At 61.2% G+C, this 12,265-nt stretch carries 12 protein-coding genes; 9 read left to right on the top strand and 3 right to left on the bottom strand.

The features are described from left to right. The 4 genes from U1H99_RS29000 (at position 1) to U1H99_RS28985 (ending at position 4,716) form a co-directional block, all read left to right on the top strand. Positions 1-1,740: a glycosyltransferase family 39 protein gene (locus U1H99_RS29000; protein WP_323144964.1), complete on the top strand. Its 1,740-nt coding sequence runs from the start codon at positions 1-3 to the stop codon at positions 1,738-1,740. Beyond that, positions 1,737-2,789 carry a bifunctional UDP-4-keto-pentose/UDP-xylose synthase gene (locus tag U1H99_RS28995; protein WP_323144963.1) on the top strand — a complete coding sequence of 351 codons (1,053 nt, stop codon included), beginning with the start codon at positions 1,737-1,739 and terminating at the stop codon, positions 2,787-2,789. The genes U1H99_RS29000 and U1H99_RS28995 overlap by 4 nt, the downstream gene beginning before the upstream one ends. 82 nt (positions 2,790-2,871) lie before the next feature. Beyond that, the gene (locus U1H99_RS28990) at positions 2,872-3,798 is read left to right on the top strand and encodes an alpha/beta fold hydrolase (RefSeq protein ID WP_323144962.1); all 927 of its coding nucleotides are present in this window, start codon (positions 2,872-2,874) and stop codon (positions 3,796-3,798) included. 24 nt (positions 3,799-3,822) lie between these two features. After that, the gene (locus U1H99_RS28985) at positions 3,823-4,716 is read left to right on the top strand and encodes a LysR family transcriptional regulator (RefSeq protein WP_323144961.1); all 894 of its coding nucleotides are present in this window, start codon (positions 3,823-3,825) and stop codon (positions 4,714-4,716) included. Between the two features lie 401 nt (positions 4,717-5,117). Here U1H99_RS28985 and U1H99_RS28980 read toward each other — a convergent pair whose 3' ends face one another. From U1H99_RS28980 to U1H99_RS28970, 3 genes are all read right to left on the bottom strand, one after another. Then, positions 5,118-5,609 carry an RES family NAD+ phosphorylase gene (locus tag U1H99_RS28980; RefSeq protein ID WP_323144960.1) on the bottom strand — a complete coding sequence of 164 codons (492 nt, stop codon included), beginning with the start codon at positions 5,607-5,609 and terminating at the stop codon, positions 5,118-5,120. Between the two features lie 135 nt (positions 5,610-5,744). After that, complete coding sequence (locus U1H99_RS28975; RefSeq protein ID WP_323144959.1) at positions 5,745-6,263, bottom strand: hypothetical protein; 519 nt, start codon at positions 6,261-6,263, stop codon at positions 5,745-5,747. Between the two features lie 250 nt (positions 6,264-6,513). Next, positions 6,514-6,939 (bottom strand): hypothetical protein, encoded by a 426-nt coding sequence (locus U1H99_RS28970; RefSeq protein WP_323144958.1) that lies wholly within the window; start codon positions 6,937-6,939, stop codon positions 6,514-6,516. Between the two features lie 575 nt (positions 6,940-7,514). Here U1H99_RS28970 and U1H99_RS28965 point away from each other — a divergent pair. The 5 genes from U1H99_RS28965 to U1H99_RS28945 all read left to right on the top strand — a co-directional run bounded on the left by U1H99_RS28965 (position 7,515) and on the right by U1H99_RS28945 (position 12,264). After that, positions 7,515-8,822 (top strand): glycoside hydrolase family 1 protein, encoded by a 1,308-nt coding sequence (locus tag U1H99_RS28965; protein WP_323144957.1) that lies wholly within the window; start codon positions 7,515-7,517, stop codon positions 8,820-8,822. A 133-nt stretch (positions 8,823-8,955) separates the two neighbouring features. Further along, positions 8,956-10,518 (top strand): GMC oxidoreductase, encoded by a 1,563-nt coding sequence (locus tag U1H99_RS28960; RefSeq protein WP_323144956.1) that lies wholly within the window; start codon positions 8,956-8,958, stop codon positions 10,516-10,518. Continuing rightward, positions 10,515-10,979, top strand: coding sequence for a DoxX family protein (locus tag U1H99_RS28955; protein ID WP_323144955.1), 465 nt, complete (start codon positions 10,515-10,517; stop codon positions 10,977-10,979). The genes U1H99_RS28960 and U1H99_RS28955 overlap by 4 nt, the downstream gene beginning before the upstream one ends. Then, a complete protein-coding gene (locus U1H99_RS28950; RefSeq protein WP_323144954.1) occupies positions 10,976-11,434 on the top strand; it encodes a cupin domain-containing protein in 459 nt (152 codons plus the stop codon). Before U1H99_RS28955 ends, U1H99_RS28950 begins: the two co-directional genes overlap by 4 nt. Then, positions 11,419-12,264 carry a VOC family protein gene (locus U1H99_RS28945; protein ID WP_323144953.1) on the top strand — a complete coding sequence of 282 codons (846 nt, stop codon included), beginning with the start codon at positions 11,419-11,421 and terminating at the stop codon, positions 12,262-12,264. The genes U1H99_RS28950 and U1H99_RS28945 overlap by 16 nt, the downstream gene beginning before the upstream one ends. The last annotated feature ends 1 nt before the right edge of the window (position 12,265 follow it).

The following is a 12,265-nucleotide window of genomic DNA, read 5'->3' as shown; positions in this document are numbered from 1 at the left end:
ATGAAAGAATTACACCGCAACCGGGCGGCCATGGGCGGGCTCGCGGCCGCCTTCGTGCTGGCCTCGCTGGCCGTGCTGGCGATCCGCACCCTGGTGCCGCCCGACGAGGGCCGCTATGCCGAGATCGCGCGCGAAATGTTCGCCAGCGGCGACTGGGTCACGACGCGCCTGAACGGCATCAAGTACTTCGAAAAGCCGCCGCTGCAGGCCTGGATGAACGCCCTCACCTTCACGCTGTTCGGCGTCGGCCAGTGGCAGGCGCGCCTGTGGACCGGCCTGTGCGGCGTCTTCGGCGTGCTGCTGACCGGCTTCACCGGCACCCGCCTGTTCGGCGCCCGCGCCGGGCTGTCTGCGGCGCTGGTGCTGGGTTCTTCTTTCTATTGGGTGCTGGGCAGCCAGGTCGACTCGGTCGACATGAGCGTGTCCGGCATGATGACGCTGTGCCTGTGTGCGCTGCTGCTGGCCCAGCGCGCCGACGCCGGTCCGGCCGAGCGGCGCAACTGGATGCTGGCCTGCTGGGCCGGGATGGCGCTGGCGACGCTGGCGAAAGGCCTGATCGGCATCGTGCTGCCGGGCGGCGTGCTGGTCTGCTATACGCTGGCGGCACGCGACTGGCGCCTGTGGACGCGCCTGCACATGGCCAAGGGCCTGGCGCTGTTCCTGGCGATCGCGGCGCCCTGGTTCATCCTGGTCGGCCTGCGCAATCCCGAGCAGCCGCATTTCTTCTTCGTGCACGAGCACTTCGAGCGCTTCCTGCTGAAAGAGCATCACCGCGAAGCGCCGGCCTGGAGCTTCCTGGCGCTGCTGGCCGTCGGCAGCATGCCGTGGATCAGCATGCTGGTGCCGAGCCTGGTCGCCGGCGCACGCCGCGGCGCCACCGCCGCCGGTGCTGGCGCCGGTGCGGGCAATCCGGTGCCGGCCTTCCGCCCGCGCTTGCTGGCACTGGTGTGGCTGGTGTTCATCGTCGCCTTCTTCAGCGCGTCGAGCTCGAAGCTGCCCGGCTACATCCTGCCGGTGTTCCCGGCGCTGGCGCTGCTGATGGGCGAGTATCTCGAGGGGGCGTCGCGCCGCCAGCAGATGATCAATGCCTCTACCCTGATCCTCATCGGCCTGGCCCTGCTGCTGGCCGCACCCTTCGCGCCGGGTTTTGCGCGCCACGATGGCGAAAGCCGGCTGTATGCCGACTTCGCGGTCTGGATCAACGCCTCCGGCATGCTGGCGCTGTGCGGCGGCATCCTGGCCCTGTGGATGGCGGGCCAGGACCGCCGCGACGGCCACGTGCTGGTGCTGGCCGTCGGCGGCTTCCTGGCCAGCCAGGTGCTGCTGGCCGGCTTCGAGCCGCTGGGCCAGGCCCGCGCCGGCAGCGCGCTGCTGCCGGCCATGCGCAGTGTCCTGACGCCGGCCACGCGCGTGTACTCGGTCGGGCTGTACGAACAGTCGCTGACCTTCTACCTGGGCCGTACGGTCACGCTGGTCGACTACACCGACGAATTCGCGTTCGGCCTGCAGCAGCAGCCTGAACTCGGCATCCCCGACCTCGATACCTTCATCCGCACCTGGCAGGACAACACCGCGCGCGGTATTCCCTGCATGGCGATCGCGCGCGCCGACCTGGTGTTCGAACTGCAGCACCGGCACGTACCGCTGCGCGTACTCGCATCGGACGCGCGCCGCGTCGTCATCGCCAACCCTGTCACTCCGATTTCAGTCACACCGCTTCACGAAAGTCATCATCCATGAACACGAAAAAAGTCCTCATCCTCGGCGTCAACGGCTTCATCGGCCACCACCTGTCCAAGCGCATCCTCGAGACTACCGACTGGGAAGTCTACGGCATGGACATGCAGTCCGAGCGCGTCAGCGACCTGCTCGACCACCCGCGCATGCACTTCTTTGAAGGCGACATCACGATCAATACCGAGTGGGTCGAGTACCACGTCAAGAAGTGCGACGTGATCCTGCCGCTGGTGGCAATCGCCACGCCCTCGACTTATGTGAAAGAACCGCTGCGCGTGTTCGAGCTCGATTTCGAGGCCAACCTGCCGATCGTGCGCTCGGCCGCCAAATACAAAAAACACTTGATTTTCCCGTCGACCTCGGAAGTGTACGGCATGAGCCAGGACGCCGAATTCGATCCGGAAAACTCGAGCCTGGTCTACGGCCCGATCAACAAGCCGCGCTGGATCTACGCCTGCGCCAAGCAATTGATGGACCGCGTGATCTGGGGCTACGGCATGGAAGGCCTGAACTTCACGCTGTTCCGTCCATTCAACTGGATCGGCGCCGGCCTCGACTCGATCCACACGCCGAAGGAAGGCTCCTCGCGCGTGCTGACCCAGTTCTTCGGCCATATCGTGCGCGGCGAGAATATCCAGCTGGTCGACGGCGGCCAGCAGAAACGCGCCTTCACCTACATCGACGACGGCGTCGACGCCCTGATGCGCATCATCGAGAACAAGGACGGCGCCGCCACCGGCAAGATCTACAACATCGGCAACCCGGTCAACAATTACTCGATCCGCGAACTGGCCGGCATGATGCTCGACCTGGCCGCCGACTATCCGGAATACGCCGAAGGCGCACGCCGCGTGGCGCTGGTCGAGACCACCTCGGGCGCCTACTACGGCAACGGCTACCAGGACGTACAGAACCGCGTGCCGAAGATCGAGAACACCTGCGCCGAGCTGGGCTGGTCGCCGAAGGTGACGATGGCCGATGCGCTGCGCCACATCTTCGACGCCTACCGCGGCCAGGTGGTACAGGCACGCTCGCTCGTCGACGGCATTTGATCCAGTTCAGGGTGCGGCGCCGGCGGGGCAACCTGCGCTGAGGTGCCGTGTCCAATCGTGATCCTCCCACGGAATCACGATCATGACGATACCGCTGCGCCTGCTGCTGTTCACCGTCCTCGCGCTTGGCCTGGTCCTGCCGGCGCGCGCCAGGGAACCCTCGCTGCCGCCAGGCTTCAAGACCAGCACCGTCCAGCTTGCGGACGGCGCCACCATCTGGGTGCGCAGCGGCGGGGCCGGGCCGGCGGTCGTGCTGATCCACGGCTTCGGCGACACCGGCGACATGTGGGGTCCGCTGGCAACGCGGCTGGCGCGCACCCATACCGTCATCGTTCCCGACCTGCGCGGCATGGGCCGCTCGTCGAAAGCGGCCGGCGGCTACGATAAAAAATCGCAGGCGGCCGACATCCGCGCCGTGGTCGAAAAACTCGGCCAGGACCGCACCGCCGTGGTCGGCCACGACATCGGCACCATGGTCGCCTACGCCTACGCCGCGCGCTACCCGGACAAGGTGACGCGGCTGGTGGTGATGGATGCGCCCGTCCCCGGTGTCCCGCCCTGGGACCAGATCATCCTCAGTCCCGCCCTCTGGCACTTCAACTTCGGCGGCGAGATGGCCGAGCGCCTGGTTGCAGGCCGCGAGCGCCTCTACCTCGACCGCTTCTGGAACGATTTCGCCGCCAATCCGGCCAGGGTCGACGAGGCCACGCGCGCCCACTACGCGCGGCTGTATGCCCAGCCCGGTGCGATGAAGGCTGCATTCGCACAATTCAACACGATTGCCACCCGCGACGTGGCCGACAACCGCGCCGGCGCGCAGGTGAAGCTGGCGATGCCGGTACTGGCGATCGGCGGCGAGAAATCCTTTGGACCGAAGGTAGCGGAGGTCATGCGCAATGCGGCGACGGACGTCCGGGAAGCCGTGGTGCCGGGGGCCGGGCACTGGCTGATGGAAGAGAATCCGGAAGCGACCGTCAAGCTGGTCGAGGACTTCCTGGCGGGGCCTTAGTGTTGTCGCGTGTAAAATACCTGGATGGCCCGTGACAACATCAACGACATCCTCGTCTTCCTCGCCGTCGCCCGCGAACGCAGCTTCACCCGCGCTGCCGCCAAGCTCGGCATGACCCAATCGGCGCTGAGCCACACCGTGCGCGCGCTCGAAGAACGCCTCGGCGTACGCCTGCTCACGCGCACCACACGCAGCGTTTCGCCCACCGAAGCCGGTGAGCGCCTGATGCAGAACGTGGCGCCGCGGCTCGAAGAGATCGAAGCCGAGATCGCCGCCGTCAGCGACCTCGGCGACAGACCGGCCGGCACCATCCGCATCACCGCCATCGACCACGTGATCGACAGCGTGCTGTGGCCGCGCCTTGCGCCCATCCTGCCGCAGTATCCCGACCTGCACGTCGAGATGAGTTCCGACTACCGCATCGTCGACATCGCGGCCGAGCGCTACGACATCGGCGTGCGCCATGGCGACCAGGTCGACAAGGACATGATCGCGGTGCGCCTGACGCCCGACGTGCAGATGATGATCGTCGCCGCCCCGGCCTACTTCGAATGGCATGCGGTGCCCACGACGGCCCAGGAACTCATGAAGCACAACTGCATCAACCTGCGCCTGGCCAGCAGCGGCGGCCTGTACGCGTGGGAACTGCGCCACGCGGGACGCGACCTCGAAGTACAGGTGCGCGGGCAGACCGTGTTCACCAATGTCTACCACATGCTGAGCGCGGCGCTGAGCGGCGTCGGCGTGACCTACCTGCCGGAAAGCCTGGTCGGGCCCTACCTGCAGTCGGGACGGCTGGTGAGCGTGATGCCCGACTGGTGCGCGGTGTTCCCCGGCCTGCACGCTTATTACCCAAGCCGGCGCCAGGCCTCGCGCGCGCTAGCGCTGGTGATCGATACGATTCGGCACAAGGGTTGATATCCATACTGAATCATGTGACGAGTCGGCCTTCGGCTAAGGGCTGACGTGGTCCAATGCTTTAGCGCGTCCGACAAAGCCGCTCGACATACCGCCAACAGATGAGGGAGCGAGTGAAAAGAACCAACGATGGATGTTTGCCCACCGCTCATGCCGTATGCGCAGGCTGCGAATCATTCTGCTATCGCAGCCGAGTTGGCGCGGCAGGTACGCCCAAGCTATGCCAATCTTGGATACCAACAGGACTCCGATTAACGCCACGCGGTCATCGATACCTGGGCAGTCCGCTCTTGGCCGATTGCAGAAAGTCGAGCCAGCATAACATGCTACCGAAGTAAAAAACTCTCGCAAATGGCCACAGGCGTCTGCAACCGACCCCGAGCGGAAGTTGGCGCCTTCGTTCAGGTCTCATCAACGACGTGGACTTGCGGCGCATCATTCTTGTTCCAAGAAAACAAAACCAGATGCCACAAACCGGGTGCTTTTCTTGATGGATCGATTAGCCCATTTGCTCCGCAAGCTACGAGACGATCACGAACTGCCCACGAACGTGGCGTGGCACCTCGCGCCACAATTTCTTGCCATGGAGCGAGGGCATCTTCTATGCTGACCCCGATTTCGGCCAACGCGAACGAATTGCGAAGATCGATAATCTTGTTTGCCACGACGTGGACCCTGAGCACGTCTAACGTACTACTACGATTCGTCTTATGAGATTGCATTGCAGCGTCTACTCCTTCACGCGACGAGCTCAGATAGAGCGTAGGTTGAGCACTGCTAGAGTAGCGCCCCGCGGCTTGGGAACCAGACAACGCATACTGACGGAATACAGGGTTGATTGCGCGAAAAAAAATCCCTTCAATCTCGGTAAAAATTATCTCGGAAGTATTCATGCTCAACAATTTGACAAAGTGGCTTAAGTGGCCTGATTACAGAGCACACTATGATCCAGTCCGCAGCCAGCGATTTAACTTTTTAACGATCCGGAACGCTCAGGAATTAACATGCGTAAAAATAGTGATGGAAAACTACCGGTCTCGAAGCTTTTCCTTTACGAAGGACAGCCATCGATCATTTGGATTAGGGCTTCCGTTAGCGGTCTCGATATGTTCGAAGCTGCGCCAAGTTGCAAGTTTTCCTCGGAAAATAAGGTAATATTCGCCGACGATAAAGTCGGGTCGCAAGACACAATCGGGATCGTTGTAGAGGCGCCCGCCACCGCGCTCCCAGAATTCCGCATCACTATGATCTTTTGATAAAGGTTTTGGCCGTGTTTCGCCTTGTGCACCAGCGAGAATAAAGCGCGATTGAGGAAAACCCAAGAGACGTTGCTGGACTTCGAATTCGTAATCGACTGGTGCACGTCCACCAAGTGTTAGAAGTGCAGTCGGGGTCGCACGAATTAACCGGGCAACAGACACATCCGTAGCGAGCGCAATCTGCTGTTCCGGCGTGACTATCTGCTCAGCAGGAGGCCTGTGACATGCCTGGCTATTCAGGCTCACCCCGATGCCCAGCAACAAGGTGACCATAGTATGGTTTGCCATGCAAGTTCTTTCTAATAAGACCATGTAGTCTCCTGACGCGAACGACCTCTGAAAGACCCTGTCGCTCGCGATCAACTGGATTGAAGTTCATGGTCCGCGTTTGGCGAATTACGGACAACGGTCAATACCCAGTGCATCAATCCAAAGCCTCCTTATCAAATGAGGCCTGCCTAACGTTACCAAACACTTTTCCAGAATAACAGCGCACAAAAAGTAGACAATACGAGTAGCCTGCTAGGAGATGGCGGCTCTATCGATAATTTTTTCTTAGATCCGACGGTAGCTGGTTGAAAGTGCAGTAGTGATAGCTGAAAAGCTTCCCGCCAGCAATTTGCGTAAAGTGGTTCGCATTTTGAACAATAATGTTTTGCCTTTCACTTGATTTAGGTGCCACCCCCGTACCCGCATCGGTGCAAATTTGATCGACCGTATAGGTATTGCCATGTTTGTCAACGATTTCAGCAACACAGTCATGGGTTGCTGCTCCGCTGATGCCTTTCCCATTATATTCACGCAACCAGGCATTGGCTGGAGATGCGCAGTCGCCACCGTTGGCCACGTAAAACCCTTGTGCAAGCGGGTACACGCCTCCTACAGTTGGCCTTGCACTCGCAAACGGTGTAATCAGTAAAGAAACTGCAATTACTGAAATATTTTTTATAAAAGCGTTTTGCATCAGGCGCTCCTGAGGATGGATATTTGATGTTTTGCACAAAATAGAGCCACGCGAGCTTGTCAAGCCAGCATATCAGAGTGCGGAGGCGAAAAACTCGTAAAGTGTCACGACAGGCCTGAACCAATCCAAGCAGTCATTCATTGGTCGACTTTGAAGACTGATCGACTTTAATCTGCTCAAGATAACGAACCAAATCCGTGCGGAGACTGGGGCCCTCGACTGGAAACACATCCGTTAAACCGAATTCGCTAATCCGTGCAGCGGCGTAGATGAGTTGCCACAGCCGCAGAACGAGGTCAAGGTCCCTGTTCCTCGCAGCAGTTCGAGCACCCGTCAAATCCAACTGGATCGCGGATCGTGGGCACTCCTTGAAATGTAAAGATCCAATGACCGTTTCTGGCCTATTGCAGACACGTGAGCCAGCATAACTCGTTGCCAAGAAGATAGCCATTCGGAGAATCATAACAGTCCGGAACCACGCCGCAATCTCAGCTGCGCCAAGATGGACAATTTGCAATGTTGAAACGAACCGTGCTCAAGTATGCTGAACTCATTGTCAGCCTGAGGAGACTGGTTTGTTCACCGGATTCATGTTTGCGACCGGAATCGAAAACAGCATCCCGACGATCGGCAACGGCAAGATCCGTGTCGACGAAATGGATAAATGCGGTCACTACACCCATTGGCGCAAGGATTTCGATCTGGTGCAGGAGCTCGGCATCCGTGTCCTCCGCTATGGTCCCCCACTGCACCTGACTTGGCGCGGCCCAAAGCGCTATGACTGGGCATTCGCCGACGAGACCCTGGGCGAGCTGCGCAGGCGTGACATGGTCGTCATCGTCGATTTATGCCATTTCGGCGTACCGGACTGGATCGGTAATTTCCAAAACCCGGATTTTCCGCGATTGTTCGCCGGCTATGCACGCGCCTTCGCCGAGCGCTATCCCTGGATTCAGCTTTACACGCCGGTCAACGAGATGTCCATCTGCGCCATCTTTTCCGCGCTTTATGGCTGGTGGAACGAACAAATGCGCAGCGATCGTACCTTTGTGAACGCGCTCAAGTACATCGTCAAGGCCAACATCCTGGCAATGCGCGAAATCCTGCAAGTCCGTCCCGACGCCTTGTTCGTGCAGAGCGAGTCAAGCGAGTACTTTCATGCCGAAAGTCCGGACGCGATCGGCGTGGCCGAAGTCAAAAATGCGCTGCGCTTTCTTTCCCTCGACCTGAACTATGGGCGCAGGGTCGATTCGCAGATGTATGAATATTTGATTGATAACGGGATGACGCGCGAGGAATACCATTTTTTCCTCGACAACAATCTCAAGCACCACTGCCTGATGGGCAACGACTATTACCAGACTAATGAACACCATGTCAGCGCCGACGGCAGCACATCGGCCTCCGGTGAGATATTCGGCTATGCGACGATCACGCGGCAGTACTTCGACCGCTACCACTTGCCTGTGATGCATACGGAAACCAATCTGTCGCAAGGCCCTGTCGGCGACGAGGCCGTGCGCTGGCTGCGCAAGGAGTGGGCGAACGTGCTCAGCATTCGTAACAGCGGCGTGCCGGTGGTGGGCTTCACCTGGTATTCGCTGACGGATCAGGTCGACTGGGATTCCGCCCTGCGTGAAAACAATGGCAATGTCAATGCCCTCGGTCTGTTCGACCTGGACCGCAATATCCGTCCGGTCGGCGTTGCCTACCGCGACCTGATCCGGGCTTGGGGCGCGGTGCTACCCACGCAAAGCGCGTGCCTGCAGGTGCCGGTCGCGCTGCCTTCCGATTACCCGGCTGTGGCACCGATGAGCGGGTGGACCGCCACCGATGGCCGCAGCGGAACCGCCGCCACCGCAGCGCCTAAAAATACGGAGTGAGCGATGTCGTGGCCTCCCTGTGCCCAGGAGCGCATGATTCGTGCACAGCAAATTCCAGCAAGGCGGTAACGTTTCGAAAACTTGAGATTGCGATCGCATTCAATCCTCGATCGCATATTGCGGAGGAGTAAAATTGGCTGAGCATTATGACGTGATCGTGATCGGCAGTGGCCCTGGCGGCGCATCCCTGGCGCATTCGCTGGCGCCGACCGGCAAACGCATCCTGGTCATCGAACGGGGCGATTACCTGCCGCGCGAAGAGGCGAACTGGAGCTCTGAAGTCGTCTTCGTCAAACGCCATTACCAAGCGAACGAGACCTGGACCAATATCGATGGCAAGCCGTTCAGCCCGCAATTGCATTACTGCGTGGGCGGTAATTCGAAAGTGTATGGCGCAGCACTATTGCGCCTGCGCGAACGTGATTTCGAGGAAGTCATCCACGCGGGCGGCGTATCGCCGGCATGGCCGCTTCGCTACGCCGATTTCGCGCCGTACTACGACGCCGCGGAGGCCTTGTTTCATGTCCACGGTCAGCGCGGTGAGGATCCGCTCGAGCCACCGAGCACCATCCCCTATCCCTATCCAGCGGTCAAGCACGAACCGCGCGTGGCCGCGTTTTGCGACAAGCTGACCGGCATCGGGCTGGCGCCCTTTCACCTGCCGCTCGGGATTCTGCTCGATCAGAAAGAAGATGGCTTCGCCACCCCCACCAGTGCCTGCATCCGGTGTTCCAAGTTCGACGGGTTCCCCTGCCTATTGAATGGAAAGGCTGATGCCCAAGTCATGTGCATCGATCCCATGCTGGCGCATCACGGCAACGTCACGCTGCTGACGAATGCCTATGTGAGCAAGCTGGGTACCGATCCGAGTGGCCGCCGTGTCGACGCTGTCCATGTCGAGCGCGCCGGACAAGAGGAAATCTATTCCGCCGACGTGGTCGTTGTCGCATGCGGCGCGCTGTCGTCCGCGCTGCTGCTGCTGCGTTCGGCCAATCCGCAGCACCCGTACGGCCTGGCCAATGGGTCCGACCAGGTCGGGCGCAATTACCTGCGCCATGAAATGAGCGTCGTCATGGCCGTCACACGCGACGCCGACGACTCGGTGTTCCAGAAGACCATGGCGCTGAGCGATTTTTATTTCGGCAGCGACGACTGGGACTACCCGCTCGGCCTGATCCAGATGAACGCCAGTATCGACGCCGAACAGGTCAAGGCCGAGGCTTTACCGCAGTGGATGGAGTGGCTGCCCGACCTGCCGTTTGATGAGATTGCACGCCGTTCGATGAATTTCTGGCTGCAGGCCGAAGATCTGCCGCGTCCCGACAACCGCATCTACTACAAGGACGGTAACGTCCATCTCGACTTTGTGGAAACCAATCCCGAAGCGCTCAAGCGCCTCAAGCGCAAGCTCGAAGACATTTTGACGGCGATTGGCCAGCCGGCCGTATTGCTCGAGCGATCGCTGTATCTGAGCAAGGACATCCCGCTCTCCGGCACCGCCCACCAAGCCGGCACCTGCCGCTTCGGCACCGACCCCACCACGTCGGTCTTGAACCTCGATTGCCGCGCCCACGAAGTCGACAACCTGTATGTGACCGACGCCAGCTTTTTCCCTTCGATCGGCGCAGTGAATCCGACCTTGACGATCATCGCCAATGCGCTGCGCGTCGCCGACATCATCCGGGAACGCTTGTGAGCGCCGCCGCCGGGGTGGCCCTGGTCGCGCGCCTGATGCTGGTGGCACTCTTCATGCCGAGCAGCGTCATCGACAAGACCTTCGGTTTTCGCCATGCGCTGCGGCAGGCGCAGGAAGTCTTCAAGCCGCGTGTCCTGGCTGTCGGCGCCATCGTGATCGGACTCGTGGTCGAGCTGGTGTGCTCGCTGGGCGTCGTGACGGGTGTGGCCGATCGCGCCTGCGCCTTCGTCATTGCCTGTTTTTGCATGGCGACGGCAATTCTTTTCAAACGCTTTTGGGCGCAGGGCGATTTCTGGGCCGATCCCGATGGGCGCGGACGGTCCTTGTTTTGGGATTTCATGAAAAACCTGTCCCTTGCGGGCGCTTTTCTGCTGATCGTGGTCGGCACCGATGGTGCCGGACTGGTGCCGTTTCTCCATTCACCGCTGGCTTCCAGCCAACCTTACCTTTCACATCCATGAGCGGTACGACTTCCCATCCCGGTGCCAAGCCTTCCGTGCCCTACTCGCACCTGTATGTCGATGCACAGGGCGTGAGCCATCAAACGGACTGCGCGCTGACCCAGTACGAACTGAAAGGCATCGGCGCATCCGCGCCGCAATGGATCAACGCATTGGCGCGCGGCGAGGCCACCGTGGTGTTTACCGTGCAACCGGCCGGCTGGGTCGGCGAGTGGCACGAGAATCCGGCCCCGCAATGGATCGTCGTGCTGTCGGGCCGCTGGTGGGTCGAGAGCATGGATGGCACGCGCGTCGAACAGGGCCCCGGCGAATTCTCGTTCGGCGAAGACCAGGGTTGTGTCGAGACCGGTGGAAAAAAAGGCCACCGCTCCGGCACCATCGGCGACCAGCCGTGCTGCCTGATGACGGTCCAGTGCCATGTCCCTCCCGAGCGCGTGCCATGCCACCTCACCTGACCTTCGGCACCATTGCCGGTTTCCGGCTCGTCACCACGGACTTGCCGCGCCTCGCCGCGTTTTACCGGTCGATCGGGTTCGACGCGGGCGAACCGGCACCGATCCCGGCAGCCGAAATGGCGCTGCTGGGCATCGGCGGTAGCGGCATGCGGATCGCCATGGCGCTCGGTCCCAGCCGCCTCGACCTGGATTGCTATGCCCTGGCGGGGCGTTCTTACCCGACCGCGAGAAGCGCGTCCGACCGCATCTTCCAGCACCTGGCGCTCGTCACCGACGACGCGCGAACGGCGTGGGAGCGCGCCCGCGGCGCCGGCGCCACGCCGATCAGCCGGCAGCAGCCGGTCGCGCTTCCGCGCTCCTCCGGCGGCGTCACGGCGGTCAAGCTATGCGACCCCGACGGTCATCCACTGGAGTTCACGCAATTTCCGAAGGGCGCCAATGTGGGCTGGCAAGGCAGCGGCATGCTGGGAATCGATCACAGTGCCATCGTGGTGGCCGATCTTTCAGCCAGCCGTCGCTTCTACGCGCAGCATGGACTGGCCGAAGGCCAACCGATGCTCAACCACGGGCCGACCCAGGTCGCGCTCGACGGTATCGACGATGTCGTGGTCGACATCGTGCCGGTATGGCCGGCGAAAGCGCCGCCGCACATCGAACTGCTGGGCTACCGCGACCGCGCCAGCGGCAGCCTTGACCTGGCGGTCAACGACATCGCCGCTACCCGCATCGTCTGGCATGCGGAACGCGATGCGCTGGTGCGCGACCCGGATGGCCACTATCACCAGCTCAGCCGAGCAGGTCGACAGCAAGGAGGAAGTCCTTCGCGGTGAT

This window comes from Massilia phyllosphaerae, from assembly GCF_034659755.1.
Classification (GTDB): Bacteria; Pseudomonadota; Gammaproteobacteria; order Burkholderiales; family Burkholderiaceae_D; genus Telluria; species Telluria phyllosphaerae.
Note: the sequence above shows the minus strand (reverse complement) of the source record. Positions and strands in the feature narration are given on the sequence as shown.

Bases quoted from the DNA above. Each gene is read 5' to 3' on its own strand.
- U1H99_RS28990 (WP_323144962.1), top strand. From the start codon at position 2,872: ATGACGATACCGCTGCGCCTGCTGCTGTTCACCGTCCTCGCGCTTGGC.
- U1H99_RS28950 (WP_323144954.1), top strand. From the start codon at position 10,976: ATGAGCGGTACGACTTCCCATCCCGGTGCCAAGCCTTCCGTGCCCTAC.
- U1H99_RS28945 (WP_323144953.1), top strand. From the start codon at position 11,419: ATGCCACCTCACCTGACCTTCGGCACCATTGCCGGTTTCCGGCTCGTC.
- U1H99_RS29000 (WP_323144964.1), top strand. From the start codon at position 1: ATGAAAGAATTACACCGCAACCGGGCGGCCATGGGCGGGCTCGCGGCC.
- U1H99_RS28995 (WP_323144963.1), top strand. From the start codon at position 1,737: ATGAACACGAAAAAAGTCCTCATCCTCGGCGTCAACGGCTTCATCGGC.
- U1H99_RS28975 (WP_323144959.1), bottom strand. From the start codon at position 6,263: ATGGCAAACCATACTATGGTCACCTTGTTGCTGGGCATCGGGGTGAGC.
- U1H99_RS28980 (WP_323144960.1), bottom strand. From the start codon at position 5,609: ATGAATACTTCCGAGATAATTTTTACCGAGATTGAAGGGATTTTTTTT.
- U1H99_RS28970 (WP_323144958.1), bottom strand. From the start codon at position 6,939: ATGCAAAACGCTTTTATAAAAAATATTTCAGTAATTGCAGTTTCTTTA.
- U1H99_RS28985 (WP_323144961.1), top strand. From the start codon at position 3,823: ATGGCCCGTGACAACATCAACGACATCCTCGTCTTCCTCGCCGTCGCC.